This is a genomic window from Luteibacter sp. 22Crub2.1 (genome assembly GCF_900167995.1).
GTDB classification, from domain to species: domain Bacteria; phylum Pseudomonadota; class Gammaproteobacteria; order Xanthomonadales; family Rhodanobacteraceae; genus Luteibacter; species Luteibacter mycovicinus.
This window is the reverse complement of record NZ_FUYT01000024.1, coordinates 12,308-28,404: the sequence shown is the minus strand read 5'-3', so window position 1 is coordinate 28,404 and position 16,097 is coordinate 12,308. Positions and strand designations below refer to the sequence as shown.

Sequence of the window (16,097 nt, the reverse complement as noted above, 5' to 3'; positions counted from 1 at the left end):
TCGTTCCCAAGACAGCACAACAGCGTGCGGACCCCATTGTTGCGGACCCGCCGGGCTGGAGATTGTGAAGACTTGCGTAAATCGGCTCTGACGGTTCAGTCCTTGAGGTGGGCGCGGGCCGCCGCCACGCGGGCCATGCCTGCCCAGTCGATGTCGCCGTCGCCCTGTGCCAGCGATTCCAGCAGCGTATCGTGCAAGAGGCTGGCCAGCGGCATCGGCACGCGCTCGGCGTCGGCCGCCGAACGGGCCAGACCCACGTCCTTGAAGCCCAGACTGAGCTTGAAACCCGCCGGCTCATAGGTGTTCTTCGCGATCTGGCCACCGTAATTCTTGAACACCGGCGCGGCGAACAGCGAATTCGACATGACGTCGAGGAAGTCGGCGGCCGAGACGCCGTGAGCACGGGTGAGCGCCGTGGCCTCGGCCATGCTTTCGATGGCGGCGCCGATCATGAAGTTGCCGCCGATCTTGACGATGACCGAGCGGATCGGGTCGTCGCCCATCGGCCAGATCTTGCCGGCAAGCAGATCCAGCAGCGGTTGCACCGTGGCGACGGCATCCGGCTTGCCGGCGACGACGATGTTGAGCGCGCCGGCGGCAGCCACCTCGGGACGCCCGAACACGGGCGCGGCGACGAAGCCCAGGCCGCGCGTCTCGTGCGCTTCGACCAGCTCACGCGCCAGCGCGACGGAGATCGTCGCGTGATTCACGTGGACCGCCCCCCTGGGCAGGGCGTCGAGCACGCCGCCGTCGATCAGCACCTGGCGCACGGCAGCGTCGTTGGCCAGCATGCCGTGAATGACCTCGGCGCCCGCGGCGGCTTCGGCCGGGGTGGTGGCGACCCTGGCGCCCTGCTCCGCCAACGGCTTCGCGGCATCGGCCGAACGGTTCCAGACGGTGACGTCGTGGCCGCCCTTGATGAGGTTGGAGGCCATGGCCGCGCCCATGGCGCCGAGGCCGAGAAAACCGATACGCATGTCGTGCTCCTGTCAGACGGCCAGGCCGGCGGCATGTCCGCAGGCCCAGGCCCATTGAAAGTTGTAGCCGCCGAGATGGCCGGTCACGTCGAGAACCTCCCCGACGAAATACAGGCCCGGATGTCTTTTCGACATCATGGTGGAAGAAGACACCTCATCGGTATCGACACCGCCAAGGGTGACTTCGGCGGTCCGGTAACCCTCGGTGCCGCTGGCGACGATGGGCCAGTCGGCCAATTGTGCGCCGATATCGTTGAGCTCGGCGGCGCGGTATTGACGCATCGGCTTATTGGGCAGCCAGATCTCGCAAAGGCGCTCGGCCAGACGGCGCGGCAGCAGCGACGAGAGTACCGTCTTGAGCTCGGCGGCAGGACGCTCGGCCTGGCCCTGGCGCAAGGCCTCGGCGGCATCCGTGTCCGGCAGCAGGTTGACCCGCAGGTCGGCACCGGGCTGCCAGTACGAGGAGATCTGCAGGATCGCCGGGCCACTGACGCCGCGATGGGTGATGAGCAAGGCGTCACGGAACGAGGTATCGCCAACCGTCGCTTCGACGGGAAGCGCCACGCCAGCCAGCCCGTCGAAGCGTTCCTGGTGCTTGCCGCTGAGCGTCAGCGGCACGAGACCGGCGCGCAGCGGCAGCACGGCATGACCGAACTGCTTCGCCACCTCGTAGCCGAAGCCGGTGGCCCCGAGGCTGGGAATCGACAGCCCGCCCGTGGCGATCACCAGCGACGCGGCGCGCACATGGCCCAGCGGGGTCTCGCAGGCGAAGCCACCGTCGGTCGCACGCAGCCGCGATACGCCGCAGTTCGTCTCGACACGCACGCCCGCCGCGGCGCATTCGTCCAGCAGCATGCGCACGATCAGCTTGGACGATTCGTCACAGAACAGCTGGCCCGGCGACTTCTCGTGCCAGGCGATCCTGTGGCGGTCGACCATGGCGATGAAATCCCAGGGCGTGTAACGCGCCAGCGCGGACTTGCAGAAATGCGGGTTGGCCGAGAGAAAGTTGGCCGGCGTGGTGGCGGTATTCGTAAAGTTGCAGCGGCCGCCGCCGGACATCAGGATCTTCTTGCCTGCCCGGTTCGCATGGTCGACCACCAGCACGCGCCGCCCACGGCCGCCCGCGACGATGGCCGTCATCAGGCCCGCCGCGCCTGCCCCGATGACGAGTACGTCGTATTCCATGCGTGGTTTCCGTGGTGCAAACGCACATAGTACCGCCGTCGCGTAAACTTGGTCATCGCCACCTTAGACAAGGACCCCACCATGCCCTCCTTCGACATCGTCTCGGAAGTCGACAAACACGAGCTCGTCAACGCCATCGACCAGGCCAACCGCGAGGTCACCACGCGCTTCGATCTGAAGGGCACCTCGGCGAAGATCGAGCAGGAAGAGAACGTCCTGACCCTGCGCGCCGACAACGAATTTCAGGTCGGCCAGATCATGGACATCCTGCGCGCGCGCCTCTCCGCACGGCAGATCGACGTGCGCTCGATGGACGTCGGCAAGGTCGAGACCAACCTGGCCGAGGGCCGGCAGAAGGTCACCATCAAGCAGGGGATCGAGCAGCCGGTCGCGAAGAAGATCATCGCGAAGATCAAGGAAGCAAAGCTGAAGGTCGAGGCGCAGATCAACGGCGAGAAGATCCGCGTCACTGGCAAGAAGCGTGACGACCTGCAGACGGCGATGGCGCTGCTGCGCAAGGCGGACGTGGAAATTCCGCTGCAGTTCGAGAATTTCCGCGATTGAGGTGACGGGTGTCGCGCGCGGGGCGCGCTTCTACAGAGGCCTTGCGCGCTTCTACAGCCCCGCGATGCGGCTCCGGTTGCGGCCGTCGTTCTTGGCCTCGTACAGCGCCTCGTCCGCGCGTCCCAGCAGCGAATTGAGCGACTCGGGCGACCGCCACATGGCGACGCCCGCACTCACCGTGATGCGGATCCGGTAGTCCCCGTGCACGATCGTCATCGCGCCGAGCGCATGACGCACGCGCTCGGTGATATCCAGCGCATGCTCGGCCAGCGCGCCCGGCAGGCAGAGGATGAACTCCTCACCGCCGAAGCGGCCCGCGAGATCGTCCGCGCGGCACATCGACGAGATCACGCGCATGGTCTCGCGGATCACGGTGTCGCCGGCCAGATGGCCGAACGTATCGTTGACCGACTTGAAGTCGTCGATATCCAGCAGGACCACGCTGAACGGAATGCCGTCGGTGGACGCCCCCTGGCGTACGCGCTCGGCCTGCTCGAGGAAGCGGCGACGGTTGAGCGAGCCGGTCAGTTCATCGGTGCCGGCGAGGTGATCCAGTCGCTCGTTGGCCGCCTTCAGGTCCCGTGTGCGCGCGTCGACCTGAACCTGCAGCAGCTCCGCACGACGGCGCAGGTACAGCGTGCGCAGATAGACGAGCCCGAAGAACGCGACGACGCCGAGCGCGACGCCGGCGAGCAGCGTCCAGGGACTTTCATACCAGCGCGGCACCACGGTCACGCGAACCGACGACTCCACGGTACGTGCATCCAGACCGCGCATCGTCGCGCGCAGTCGCAGGGTATAGGTGCCGCTGGCGAGGTTGGTATAAATCGCACTGGGCGGGAGGCCACGGGCCACCTCGTTCCAGCCACCATCCGCGTCGTCCATGCGGTAGGCGTAATGGGTTTCCGACGGCGCCCGGAAGTCCAGCAGCGCGAAGTCCACACGTAGCCGGCGGCCATCGCCATCGAGCGTGATGCGACCGCCATCGTCAGGCAGGTCGGCGAGCGGCAGCGGTTTGTCGTTGGTCGACACATGCGTGATGGCGAGACGCGGCGGCGGCACGTGGGGGGCAACCCAGTACGGACGGACCACGGTCAGGCCGCCCAGACCGCCGAACATCAGTTCGCCGCCCGGCGCCTCGGCGGCGGAGCGATGAATGTAGCTCGGAATGCGCAGGCCGTCGCGGATACCCAGGTCGGAGACGCGGCGGCTGTTCGCATCGACCATCGCCACGCCGTTGGCCATCGAGGCCCAGATGCGATCGTCGTGGTCGACCAGCAACGCGTTGATCTTGGTATTGACCAGACCCTCGCGCGCACCGATCACGCCGAAGCGGAACGGTCCTTCCGGCTTGAAGTCGTCGAGGTAGGCGATACCGCCGAACGTCCCGATCCACAGGCGGTGGTGCGAATCGAACGCCAGCGAGCCGGTGTAGTCGTGCGGCAGGCTGGTAGGGTCGGCCGGGTCGTGATGCAGGTTCACGAAGCCGGGCTTGCCGTCGTACGCGATGCTGATGCCGCTGATGGTGGAGAACCACCAGGCCCCGGGCATGCGCGTGATGTAACGCACCTGGTCGCCGACCAGACTCTTCGGATCGGACGCGTCGTGGCGCATCTGCACCAGCGCGCCGGTCGCCGTGTCGTAGCGGAACAGGCCGTCATAGCAGCCGATGAGGATATCGTCGCCATCGCGCTGCATCGACAGGATCAGCTTGCCGTCCAGGCTCGGGATCACCGAGCTCTTCAGCTCGAAGGTCTCAGGATCGATCCGCGAAATGCCCTGCGCGCCCGCCCAGATCGACCCGTCGGGCGCCACGACGAAGGCCTGCACGTCGCGCTCGGCCTGCTCGCCACCGAGTTGCAGGTGACGCATGCTGCCCTTGCCCAGGTCGAGCAGATCGATGCGGCCCATGCCGAGGCCGAGCCAGACCCTTCCGCGCGGATCGACGAATACGGAGTGGACGTTGGCGTTGGACAGCGTGTGGGTCTCCAGCGGAGACGGCAGCACGGAAAACACCTTGCGACCGTTCGGGTCGTAGCGCGCCGCGCCGAGTTCGGTCGCGACCCAGATGTTGCCCGCGGTGTCCTGATAAATGTCGCGGGTGATGTCGCCCGGCAGCGACGAGGGCATCGCCGCGTCATGACTGAGCGGACGCAGGCGACCGGTGTTCATGTCGAAGGTCACGACCCCCGCCCCGTCCGTCGCGGCCCAGAGCACACCCTGCGGCGTCTCGTGGAACGCGCGTACGGTGCGCCGGTGGGCGAGGCTGTTCTTGCCCGACAGTCCCGGCACCGCATGACCTTTCCCGGCGGTGTCGATGTAGATCGCCCCGGACTGCCCGGTGCCTACCCATAGCTGCCGCTTGCTGTCGGGCAGCAAGGCCCAGACCTGATCGTGCAGGATCTCGTCGATCGCCGGGTCCGACGAGACGACGCGCTCGAAATGACCGCCGCGACGACGCACGAACAGGCCGTTATCCGCCCCGGCCCACAGATTGCCGACCGCATCCTCCGCCACCACGAAGGTGCGCGGCAGCATCTCCTTTTCGTCGCCCGGCAGCCCCGAGACGCGCTCGATGTGGCCGCTGGTCACGTCGATGCGATCGATGCCGCCTTCCGTCGCGATCCAGTACACGTTGGGCTCGCGGGACGCGGCGATCGAGAAAATCTTCGCGTGCGATGTCCCGCCGGGACCCACCGGATAGACGTGGAAGCGCATCGTCTTCGGATCGAAACGGACGAGGCCGCCCGTGTTGGTGCCGATCAGCAGCCCGCCGTCGTCCAGCGGCATCAGGGCGCGCACGTAGGCGTCGGGCAGCACGGCGCCCGCGTAGGAATCGGGCTCCTGCCCGAATACCTGCGTGCGGTAGCCGTCGTAGCGGACCAGGCCGCCGAACGTGCCGATCCATATCAGCCCGCGCTTGTCCTGCACGATGGCGGTGGTGGTCGAATGGGGCAAGCCATCCGCCACGCCCAGCGTGTCGAACCACGAGGTCTCGTAGACCGCCCACGGGTCCACGCCCACCGTCGACGTGTTTCCCGTCGGACCGACCTGCGCGGAGACCACCGAAGCGACGACAAAGCACAGCAGGGCCGCGAGGGCAATCAGATGTGCTCGGAGGCGCGGTGAGCGAACGGGCCGCGGTGCGCGGTCAGCCAGCATAGGCCATCGTCGGGTCGAGGTAACGACTGAAGGCATCCGCGGTCATCGGCCGGGCGAAGAAATAGCCCTGGCCGATGTCGCAGCCGAGATCCCGCAGCCAGTCGGCCTGCGCTTCGGTTTCGACGCCTTCGGCGATCGTCTGCATGTTGAGCTTCTTGGCGAGGCCGACGATCGCTTCGGTGATTTCGCGATCCGCCAGATTGAGCGAACTGCCACGCACGAACGACTGGTCGATCTTGATCGTGCCCACCGGGAGTTCCCGAAGGTGACCGAGGTTCCAGTAACCCGCGCCGAAATCGTCGATCAGCAGATCGAACCCGTGCGAGCGCAGCTTGACCAGCTGACGCATGGTCTCTTCCGGCTGGCGCATCGCCGTGGATTCGGTGAGCTCGAAACGGATACGCATCGGGTCCACGCCATACGAGCGCACCACGCGGTGCAGCGTCTCGACGAAGGCCGGGCGGGTCAGCTCGTGCATGGAAAGGTTGATCGCCACGTAGTCGACCGCGATGCCGGCGGCATCCCAGGCCTTGACCTGGGTGAGCACCGCGCGCAGCACGTATTCGCCCAGCGCGTGGATCAGACCGGAGCGCTCGGCCACCGCGACGAAGACGGCCGGAGGCACCTGGCCGCGCGTGGGATGGTTCCACCGGGCCAGCGCTTCGACGCCGGCGAGCGTGCCGTCGCGCAGGTGGCGCTTGGGCTGGTATTCGACGCCCAGATTGCCCTGCTGCAGGGCTTCGCGCAGTTCGACGGTGAGCGCGACACGCTCGCGGGCCTGCTCGAGCATGCCCTCCTCGTAAAAACGGAAGTCGGCCTTGCCGGTTTCCTTCACCGCGTACATCGCCGCGTCGGCGTTGCGGATCAGCATGTCGGCCACCGTACCGTCCTTGGGCGATACCGCGACGCCGATACTGGGGCTTACCGCAACGAACTGGCCAGCCACGCTGACCGGTTGCGATACGAGATCCAGCACCTTGCGGCAGACGCGAACGAGGTTTTCCATCCCGCCATAGGCCTGCACCACCACGACGAATTCGTCGCCACCGAAGCGCGCCACCGTGTCGCGCTCACGCACACTGCTGCGCAGGCTGGTGGCGACCGCCTGAAGGAAGGCATCGCCCGCCTCGTGGCCCAGCGTGTCGTTGATTGACTTGAAGCCGTCCAGGTCGATGAACATGACCGCGAGCGAATCGTCGGAGGAGTCGGCCAGGGCCTGCTCCAGCGTCTGCAGCAGGAAGGCGCGGTTCGGCAGCCCGGTCAGCGTGTCGTGATACGCGTGGAAGGCCAGCACCCGGCGCGCCTGCTCGCGTGGATCGCGCATGCGGCTGCGCAACTGGCGGCGCTGCCCCACCAGCCAGACGATGGCGGCAGTGGCCACCGCGACGACGACGATCAGACTGACCACCCAGCCCGGTCCAGCGCCAACGGTGCCGAAATTGGCACAGCGCGTACCGTCGCCCGACCCCGGAAGGGTCCAGCGGGCACACTTCGATGCGGCCAGGTGCAGGCCACTCTCGACGCTACGATGGTTCAACACACCACGCTCCGGCCCGGCATCCGGGGCACGTCTTGCTTTAAAAACGGAACGACCGCGCCCGGGAGCCTGGAAACACGCCAGGCGCGAAACGACATCTCCCTAGGTCTAACGGCCACCACCGCCCCCGACTTTAGCCCTGCGTGAGAAAAAGAACGCCATCACCGATCGGATGATGATAGACCGGCGAAAAAACGCAATCCGCCTGACGACCTGCCTTTCCGAAAATGTGCACTACCTGCGTACTTGTCCGGAAGCCGGCTCAGTTCCCACTGGCCGGCAGATAGCGATCGAACCAGGCCAGGGCGCGGGCCAGCACGTCACGGCGGTTCTCATCGCGCGCAAAGCCGTGACCCTCGCCCGGGTAGACCACCAGCGACGTCGGCACGTTCTGGGCGCGCAGCGCATGCCAGAACTCGAACGACTGCGGGGCGGGCGTCTCGGCGTCACGCTCGCCGACCACGATCAGCGTCGGCGTCTTCACCTGTTTTATGAAATTGATGGCCGAACTCTTCGCATAGACAGCCGGATCGTCATACACCGACGCACCGAAGTACGGCGTCATCCACTGATCGATGAGGTTCTGGCCGTAATAGCTCTGCCAGTTGGAGATTCCCGCACCCGCGACCGCGGCCCGGAAACGGTTAGTCTGGGTCACCCCGAACATCGTCATGAAGCCGCCGTAGCTCCAGCCGGTGAGGCCGAGGCGCTTGTCGTCGACCGGGTGATTCTTCTCGATCGTATCGACGCCCGCGAGAATGTCGCGCATGTCGCCGTAGCCGAAGTCCTTCCGGTTGGCCTGGACGAAGGCCGCGCCCTGCCCGTAGCTGCCACGTGGGTTGGGCATGAACACGAAATAGCCCAGCGCGGAAAGCGGCGCACCGCCGTAGCCGACACCGGGCCAGCGCGGCGTGACCGCCGCGGCAGGACCGCCGTGTACCGAGACGATCATCCCGTAGTGCTTTTTCGGGTTGTAGTGCGCCGGATACAGCAGCCAGCCCTGCACCTCGTGGCCTTCGAAGGTCCACGAGATCGATTCGGCCTTGCCCCACGACGGCTTGAGCGCGGCGTTGAATGAGGTCACCGCCACCGGCGCGTGCGAGGCGGCGAGCGTGGCGACGTGTACCTCGTAGGCCTTGTCGAACGAACTGCTCACGAACGCGGCCTTGCTGGCCTTCGCATCCAGCGACAAGGACATCGAGAGGCGACCGTCTCCGATCGTCATCGGCAGATCGAACAGACGAGTCGCCGTGGCGACGCCCTCAGCCGGCAGCGCGTAACGGGATACGCGGCTGGACCCGCCCGTGTGCTCGCCCACCAGAAGGGAGTCGTTCGCCGTCCAGGTGAACCAGGCCGGGGTGGTGTGGATGTCCGGGGTGACGTCCACAGGTGCGGCGCCACCGGCGGCGGGAACGGTCCAGATGTCACCACCGGTCGAGCCCTGATCGCTCATGAGGCCGCCGATGAAGGCGATGCGCGAGCCGTCCGGCGAGAAGCGCGGCACGGCCACCTGCAGCCCCTTGAGCGGACCGCTGAGCGTCGCGGTGTCGACGACGACGTCACCCTTGCCGCCTTCGGTCGACGGCTGGACGTAGAGTTTGGCCACCCACCAGTTGTTGTCTCCCGGCGGCTCGGCGGCGACATAGGCGATGCGCGCGCCGTCGGCCGAGAAGCTGAACTCGTAGACGTGCAGGCCAGCGGGCGTGAGGACGTGGACGTCGCCGCCCGCCGCGTCGACGCTGGCCACCTGCTGCACTTCGATGCCCTCGACGCCGACCTCGCCCAGCTGCGGCTTGGCCGCCGCGGTGGCGCTCGCGCGGCGGGTCGCGTTCGGGACGTAGAGGAAGCCGAGCTGCTTACCGTCAGCGCGCCATTCGAGGCCGCTGACGTAGCCGGTGAGGTGGGTCAGCCGCACGGGCGCGGCGCGGGTACCGGTGTCGACGGTGTAGATGTCGTTCTGCTTGCCCTCCTCCACGCCCGGGGCGCTGCCCGCGCAATCGGACAGGAAGGCGAGGTGGCGGGAGTCGGCGGCCCAGGCGACCGAGGTCTCGCTGCACCCCTTGCTCGCGGTGATGCGGTGGGCATGCTGGCCCTGCGCGTCGGCGATCTCGATCACCGGCTTGCCATCGGTCTTCACCGCCCAGGCCAGCTGCCTGCCATCGGGCGAAAGCGCGACGGACTCGATCGTGCGGACCTTGGCCAGCGACGAGAGGATGGCCGCGATACGCGGATCATCGGCGGATTTCGTCGGGGTGTCGGCGAGGCTGGCCTGGGTGAAGGCGAGCGCGACGGCCGCGGCGATCCACTTCGTACGCATGGGGTGACCTGATGTGTGATTGAGGTGTGAAAACTATCACGACACTCATTACTCTCGCGAGCACCCCATTGCCGACTCGGATTTCGTCAGGCCAGCAAGTGAGAAAACTCCGGATTGCGCTTGAACCAGGTCGCCGCGTAGGAGCAAGCGGGCTGCACCTTCCATCCCCTGGCCTCGGCGACCTGTACGGCGAACTTCGTCAGGAGGGAGGCAATGCCCCGCCCGCCCACGGGCGATGGCACGCCGGTGTGCGTGATCGTCATCACGTTACCGGCGAGGCGGTACTCCACCTCGCAGGTGTGACCGTCCACCACGGTCGTGAACACCTGGTTTTCGGCGTCATGCGTCATTTCCAGCGGTTTCGCGTTGTCGCTCATCGGTCATCTCCATCAAAAGGACAGCCGCACCTTCGCATTCTCTGGATGGGCGGGCCGTTAAGGTCAGCCGATCATCCCCCCACCGAAGGAGAATCTCCATGCAGAAGTCAGGCTCAGCGGTCTGGAAAGGCGGCATCAAGGATGGCCAGGGCACGATCTCGACCCAGACCGGCGTACTGAAGGAAGCCCCCTACGGCTTCAAGTCGCGCTTCGAAGACGGCCCGGGCACCAATCCCGAGGAACTGATCGGCGCCGCGCACGCTGGCTGTTTCTCGATGGCGCTGTCGCTCATGCTCGGCAACGCCGGCCTCACCCCCGACAGGATCGAGACGAAGGCCGACGTCACCCTCGACAAGGACGGCGACGGTTTCTCCATCACCAAGGTGCATCTCACCGTGAAGGCGAAGATCCCCGGCACGGACCAGGCCGGGTTCGAAGCCATCGCCAGGCAGGCGAAGGAAGGCTGCCCGGTCTCCAAGGTGCTGAATGCCGCGATCAGCATGGACGCCACCCTCGAAGCGTAAACTGCTCCGGCCGCCGGCCCCGGCCGGCGGCTTCCCTGGCCGACAGGATCGAACCCAGCGTGCTGATCATTCACGAACACGGCCAGCGCCAGCCCATCCGCTGGACGGCCGACATGGGCAGGCCGAAAGCGCCCATCTGGGTCGATCTGTTCGATCCCAGCGAAGACGAGAAAAAATGCGCGGCCGACATCTCCGGCCTACGCATTCCGGAGCGGGCCGACGTGGACAACCTCGCCCTGTCCAGCCGCATCCGCACGGACGACGACGCGATGTACCTGTCGATCCCGTATTTCGCGGATGTCGATCCCGACGCCCCCAACGGTACCGGCCATCGCCCTTCCCCCGTCGGCATCGTGGTCACCGGGCATGTCCTGATGACGCTTCGCTTCCAGACCTCGCCCGCCTTCGACCTGGCGGCGCAGAGCTGCGATGAGCAGCACTGGGATTCCAGCGCCGACGTGCTGGCGACGCTGATCGAGGCGATCGTCAACCTCGCGGCCAGGCGCATGGAGGACGTGTCCGCCGATCTGAAACAGCTGTCCGATCGTGTGTTCACCACCGAGCGTCTGGGCACGCCCGCCCTGCGCGACTGCATGCTCGAGGTCGGCCGCCTCGAGGGCGAGCAGGCACGCAACCGCTCGTCCATGCTGGGCGTGCAGCGCATCGTCTCGTTCGTGCGGGCCAAGCAGCCCGAGTGGATGTCCGATCAGGTCGAGGTCCGTCTGCGCGTGGTCGACCACGACCTCCGCACCCTGGACGAGTTCGACGATCAGCTGACCAACAAGCTCCAGTTCCTGCTGGATGCAAGCCTGGGCTTCATCAGCACGGACCAGAACCACGTGATGAAGGTGCTGACCGTGACCTCCGTGGCGACCATTCCCCCGGTGATCCTGGCCGGCGTCTGGGGCATGAACTTCAAGCACATGCCCGAGCTGGACTGGACCTTCGGCTATCCGATGGCGATCGGCGCCATCCTGCTGAGCATTCTGCTGCCCGTGCTGTTCTTCAAATGGCGGGGCTGGCTGGAAGGTGACTGAGCGGCGTCTCTAGCGCAGTCATTCACGCACGTGAAGACCCGTAAACCTGACGCACGTCGCATTTTTTTACATTGGGCCGTCTTTTCCCTAAAGTTCGCGGCTGCACTGCCGTTAGCACCCTTGAGGGTCGCCCGGTAGAAGCCGGTCGAAACGACACGGGGCTGCCATCCGGCGCGCTCCACTCGGGGGAGGAAGTGTTCGGTGCCAGTCAGTAGTCACTATCGCGTTCGCCATGCCCTGTCCTGGGGCCGCCCATGAAGACGCCGTGGCATGCCATGACGGGCGGCCTTCCCGAGACGCGACTGCTGGCGTCGGTGGCCGAGTTCACCCACCACCGCGATATCGACGCCCTGGACCACAGCCTGGTCCTTTCGCTGGCCGAGCTCATGCCGGTCAACAGCGTCACCCTGTGCAAGCGTGGCGAGAGTCTCCAACAGCCCATCGAATCGATGGTGGTCTGCGGCCGCAAGCGCGAAGGCGGCTTCGTCGTCAACGCGCTCGAACCACCGCGCGAGGGCGACCCGGTCGACACCATCGTCTGCGCGATGGAAACCCTGGAAGCGGTCAGCGACGTCACCGACAACGGCGACTGCCGCCTTGTCATTCCCATCCAGCGCGACGGGTCCGCGATCGGCGCCCTGATGCTCGAGGCCGACGACTCGCTTGACGCCGTCCGTGTGATGGTCGAAGGCTTCGCGCGCATCTACGGCAACTACATCGCCCTGCTCAACGAGAGCGAACGCGACAAGCTCACCGGCCTGTACAACCGCCGCAGCTTCGAACAGCGCCTGCGCCGCCTGCTCAAGCTCAGCCGCCAGCGTGCGCGTGCCGCCGTGGGCGGTGACGACGAACGCCGGGGCGGCGTGCGCGACGACGACAGCAAGATCTACCTCGCCATCCTCGACATCGACCACTTCAAGCGGATCAACGACACCTACGGTCACGTCTACGGCGACGAGGTCATCCTGATGCTGGCCCAGCAGATGCGCGCCAGCTTCCGCCAGAGCGACGTGCTCTTCCGCTTCGGCGGGGAAGAGTTCGTCATGCTGATCGCCGCGGAAAACGAATACGTGGCGCAACACGCGCTCGATCGCTTCCGGCAGTTCATCGCCGATCACACGTTTCCGCAGGTCGGCCACGTCACCGTCAGCATCGGCTACGCGCGGATCACCGAGAACGACTATCCCGAGATCGTGCTCGATCGCGCGGACAAGGCGCTGTATTTCGCCAAGGAAAACGGTCGTAACAGCGTCCATGGGTACGAAGACCTGACCCAGCGTGGCGAGCTCGCCGCGCCGGTCGCCCTCGGCAGCATCGACCTCTTCTGACGACGTTACGACCCGCCAGCTAGGCGCGCTTTCCCGGATAACGCCGCCCCGCGGACCCGCCGCGTGGGCGCACCCGGAGGGCCAGGCTGATCCTCGGCCCGACCTCGCCGCGCGACTTCGGTATCCCGTGGTCGTAATGGAACTGCGTGGCATGGCTCATCGTCAGCAGACTGCCCGCCTCCAGATCCAGGTCGAAGCTGCGCTTCGCCCCTTCGCGCTCACGCAACGTCATCCGCCGCGTCGCACCTAACGACAGCAGCGCGATCGGCTCGCCTTCCGCGATCTCGTCGATATGGTCGTTATGCGGCGCCACGCTGTCGCGACCGTCGCGATAAAGGTTGAGGCCCACGGAGGTGAACCGCACCCCGGTGACGGCGATCGCTTCGCGAGCAGCCTCGGCCAGGGGCGACGGCAAGGACGGATCGTCCAGCACGTAATGCTGCACCAGCCGCGGTACGTCCACTTCGCGCCCGTACATCTCACGCCGCTGCGCCTGCCATGGGATCGTCGACATCAGCGTGTCGAACCATCGCGCCGCCATCGGGGACGCGATAAGGCCCGGCTCGTACGCGAACCGCCCGTGCTCATCGTCGACGATCACGAGCGGTCCGGCAGCGAACAGCGAGCCCTGGGTCACGTCGCCCTTACTTGATGACGCCGCACGCGATGCGCGCACCGCCGCCGCCCAGCGGTTCCGGCTGGTCGGCGTAGTTGTCGCCACCGGCGTGGATCATCAGCGCATGGCCCTTCAGCGTCGCCAGCGTCTTGAGGTGCGGCGCGGTTACCGGCGTGGTGTCGGTACCATCGGCGGCAATCTCGATGCGCGGCAGGTCGCCCTCATGGCCCATGGCATCCGGACCTTCGTGCTTGCCGGTCTTCGCCGGGTCGAAGTGACCACCGGCAGCGAGCGCGGCGCCCTTCTTGCCGTCCTTCTCGCCCGGGTCGCAGCTGGCCTTCTCGTGCAGATGGAATCCATGCGTACCCGGCGGCAGGCCCTTGAGGTCCGGCGTGAACACGAGACCGCCGGCGCTTTCGGTCACGGTCACCTTGCCGACGGACGCGCCCGCGCCATCGGCGGTCACGGCGGTCAGCGGTACCACCACACTCTTCTCGGCAGCCTGAGCGGCGGCACAGACGAACAGGCCAGCGGCCACGATTGCGATCTTTCTCATCATGCACTCCTGTGGAATCGAGGTAACCCCGGGATACTGCACCCGGCGTAGACGGCACGTCCATAACCCACAGGCGACAGGCTTCCCGCTGCGGACGCCGCGAAGCAGCTGTCCCTACCTGCCAAACATGCGTGCCTTATCCGCCTCATCCAGCGCACGCCACTCACCGGAAGGCAGCCCGTCCAACGACAACCCACCCAGCGTCGTACGCTCGAGCGTCACCACGTGATTGCCCACCGCCGCGAACATCCGCCGCACCTGGTGATAACGGCCTTCCGTCAGCGTCAGACGCACATGACGCGGCCCCAGCACCTCCAGCGTCGCCGGAAGCAGCGGTTCGGTTTCGCCGTCCAGCATCAACGTGCCGGCGGCGAACGTATCGCCCTCGTCGCCACGCAGATCCTCGGCCAGCGTCGCTTCGTACACCTTGGCCAGCGAGGCCTTCGGCGAAATGATCCGGTGCAGCAGCGGACCGTCATCGGTGAACAGCAGCAGGCCCGACGTCTCCCGATCGAGGCGGCCGACCGTCGACAGTACCGGATTGCGCAACGCGAAGCGGGGTGGCAGCAGGTCGTAGACCAGGCGGCCGACGTCCTTGCGCGAGCAGGTGTAGCCGCTGGGTTTGTTGAGCATCAGCAGCAGGCCCTGCGGCGGGTCCAGCGGTTCGCCGTCGAAGCGCACGTCGGCGTGTTCAACCTTGTCGTCGGCGTAAAGCACCTCGCCCGCGGGATCGGTGACCAGACCTTCGCGGAACATGGATGCGACTTGCTTGCGGCTGCCATAGCCTAGATTCGCCAACAGGCGGACGAGCTTCATCGACGGGGCTCCTGTGCTTCGATGACCTTGAAGCCGTCGCGTTCGACGACCGTGCGGACGCGGGCGAATGCCGCGTCGAGTGCCGCCTCGTAAGCGAGGTGGCGATTGGCGACCATCCAGAACCGGCCGGCCGGCGCCAGCGCTCTGGCGGCGGTGGCGATGAAGGCGCGGCCGAGTTCCGGCTGGTCCGCGCGTCCCTGATGGAACGGCGGGTTGGAAAGAATGGTGTCGTACCCGGTATCGATGCCGTGGGTCACATCGGCCCACCGCACCGACGTGGCGATGCGGCGATTCGCGTGGGCGACCGCTTCGGCGAGGTTGGCCGTGGCGGGGGCGATGGCGCGACCTTCCGCTTCGTAGAGATCGGCGGCGACGATGCCCGGGCAACGCGCGATCGCCGCGCAGGCGAGATAGCCGAAGCCCGCACCAAGGTCGGCCAGGCGACCATGCAGGTCATCCGGCAGCACCTCGGCGAGCAGCGCGGACGCCGTGTCGATCCGATCCCAGGCGAACAGACCGCGGCGGCTCATGAAGCGACCGTCTTCGATCGTTTGTGGCGCATCGAAGGCGAGCCATTGCTCCATCAACGCGACGTCGGGCCCGGCACCCGCCTGCGTCCAGAACACCCGGCATTTGTGCTTCGACAGCTGACTGACACCGCCGGCCAACGCGGCGAGATCGGCCTCGGCGGTTCTGGCGCCTTCGCTGTTCGGCACACTGGCCACGACGATGCCGTCGCGTCCCACGCGACACATGGCCTGTGCGAACAGGGCCCGGCTCTCTTCGCGCTGACGAGTCGGCAGGATCATCACGACACGGAACGCGCCCTCCGGCGGGTCGGAGACGACCTCGAAGCCGGAGCGCGCCAGCGCATCGGCCGCAGGCTTGAACGATTGCTGCATCACCCAGCCGGGACGGCGCCGCTCGCGGAGGACGAAGCCGTCGCGCGCACGCAGGAACAGGACGCGCCCATCGGCCGGCCACGCCAGTTCACCCGTGATGAACGGGACGAACAGGGCGTCGAGTGCGGCTTCGGATGCGGTTCCGGCGGACAACGCCATGGACCTCGGTGCGACGGGATGGCCGCCGATTCTAGCG

The 16,097-nt window shown here is 66.7% G+C and carries 14 protein-coding genes; 4 read left to right on the top strand and 10 right to left on the bottom strand.

What is annotated here, in order from left to right; all coding sequences use genetic code 11:
* Positions 1-95 precede the first annotated feature (95 nt).
* A complete protein-coding gene (locus B5X73_RS19595) occupies positions 96-977 on the bottom strand; it encodes an NAD(P)-dependent oxidoreductase (RefSeq protein WP_079522983.1) in 882 nt (293 codons plus the stop codon).
* A gap of 12 nt (positions 978-989) precedes the next feature.
* Positions 990-2,165 carry a BaiN/RdsA family NAD(P)/FAD-dependent oxidoreductase gene (locus B5X73_RS19590; protein WP_079522982.1) on the bottom strand — a complete coding sequence of 392 codons (1,176 nt, stop codon included), beginning with the start codon at positions 2,163-2,165 and terminating at the stop codon, positions 990-992.
* Positions 2,166-2,246: 81 nt separating this feature from the next.
* Here B5X73_RS19590 and B5X73_RS19585 point away from each other — a divergent pair, with 81 nt between their 5' ends.
* A complete protein-coding gene (locus tag B5X73_RS19585; RefSeq protein WP_043694515.1) occupies positions 2,247-2,729 on the top strand; it encodes a YajQ family cyclic di-GMP-binding protein in 483 nt (160 codons plus the stop codon).
* Between the two features lie 51 nt (positions 2,730-2,780).
* Here the strand turns inward: B5X73_RS19585 and B5X73_RS19580 are convergent, their stop codons facing one another.
* The 4 genes from B5X73_RS19580 to B5X73_RS19565 form a co-directional block, all read right to left on the bottom strand.
* The gene (locus B5X73_RS19580; RefSeq protein ID WP_079522981.1) at positions 2,781-5,891 is read right to left on the bottom strand and encodes a ligand-binding sensor domain-containing protein; all 3,111 of its coding nucleotides are present in this window, start codon (positions 5,889-5,891) and stop codon (positions 2,781-2,783) included.
* Entirely contained in the window at positions 5,881-7,428 is a 1,548-nt protein-coding gene (locus B5X73_RS19575; RefSeq protein ID WP_139382857.1) for a putative bifunctional diguanylate cyclase/phosphodiesterase, read from the bottom strand. The genes B5X73_RS19580 and B5X73_RS19575 overlap by 11 nt, the downstream gene beginning before the upstream one ends.
* Before the next feature lie 262 nt (positions 7,429-7,690).
* Positions 7,691-9,745, bottom strand: coding sequence for a S9 family peptidase (locus tag B5X73_RS19570; protein WP_079522979.1), 2,055 nt, complete (start codon positions 9,743-9,745; stop codon positions 7,691-7,693).
* Positions 9,746-9,831: 86 nt separating this feature from the next.
* Entirely contained in the window at positions 9,832-10,122 is a 291-nt protein-coding gene (locus B5X73_RS19565) for a GNAT family N-acetyltransferase (protein ID WP_254857344.1), read from the bottom strand.
* Between the two features lie 98 nt (positions 10,123-10,220).
* Here B5X73_RS19565 and B5X73_RS19560 point away from each other — a divergent pair, with 98 nt between their 5' ends.
* From B5X73_RS19560 to B5X73_RS19550, 3 genes are all read left to right on the top strand, one after another.
* On the top strand, positions 10,221-10,646 hold the full coding sequence (locus tag B5X73_RS19560) for an OsmC family protein (protein ID WP_079522978.1): 426 nt from the start codon (positions 10,221-10,223) through the stop codon (positions 10,644-10,646).
* A gap of 59 nt (positions 10,647-10,705) precedes the next feature.
* On the top strand, positions 10,706-11,683 hold the full coding sequence (locus B5X73_RS19555) for a CorA family divalent cation transporter (protein WP_079522977.1): 978 nt from the start codon (positions 10,706-10,708) through the stop codon (positions 11,681-11,683).
* A gap of 254 nt (positions 11,684-11,937) precedes the next feature.
* The gene (locus tag B5X73_RS19550; protein WP_079522976.1) at positions 11,938-13,011 is read left to right on the top strand and encodes a GGDEF domain-containing protein; all 1,074 of its coding nucleotides are present in this window, start codon (positions 11,938-11,940) and stop codon (positions 13,009-13,011) included.
* Positions 13,012-13,030: 19 nt separating this feature from the next.
* On the opposite strand, the gene B5X73_RS19545 is transcribed toward B5X73_RS19550, so the two are convergent.
* The 4 genes from B5X73_RS19545 to B5X73_RS19530 all read right to left on the bottom strand — a co-directional run bounded on the left by B5X73_RS19545 (position 13,031) and on the right by B5X73_RS19530 (position 16,060).
* The gene (locus B5X73_RS19545; protein WP_254857343.1) at positions 13,031-13,648 is read right to left on the bottom strand and encodes an alpha-ketoglutarate-dependent dioxygenase AlkB; all 618 of its coding nucleotides are present in this window, start codon (positions 13,646-13,648) and stop codon (positions 13,031-13,033) included.
* A 7-nt stretch (positions 13,649-13,655) separates the two neighbouring features.
* A complete protein-coding gene (gene sodC / locus B5X73_RS19540; RefSeq protein WP_036112562.1) occupies positions 13,656-14,183 on the bottom strand; it encodes a superoxide dismutase family protein in 528 nt (175 codons plus the stop codon).
* A gap of 114 nt (positions 14,184-14,297) precedes the next feature.
* Complete coding sequence (locus B5X73_RS19535) at positions 14,298-14,999, bottom strand: pseudouridine synthase (RefSeq protein ID WP_036112560.1); 702 nt, start codon at positions 14,997-14,999, stop codon at positions 14,298-14,300.
* Positions 14,996-16,060 (bottom strand): class I SAM-dependent methyltransferase, encoded by a 1,065-nt coding sequence (locus B5X73_RS19530; protein ID WP_139382856.1) that lies wholly within the window; start codon positions 16,058-16,060, stop codon positions 14,996-14,998. The genes B5X73_RS19535 and B5X73_RS19530 overlap by 4 nt, the downstream gene beginning before the upstream one ends.
* Positions 16,061-16,097: the final 37 nt, after the last annotated feature.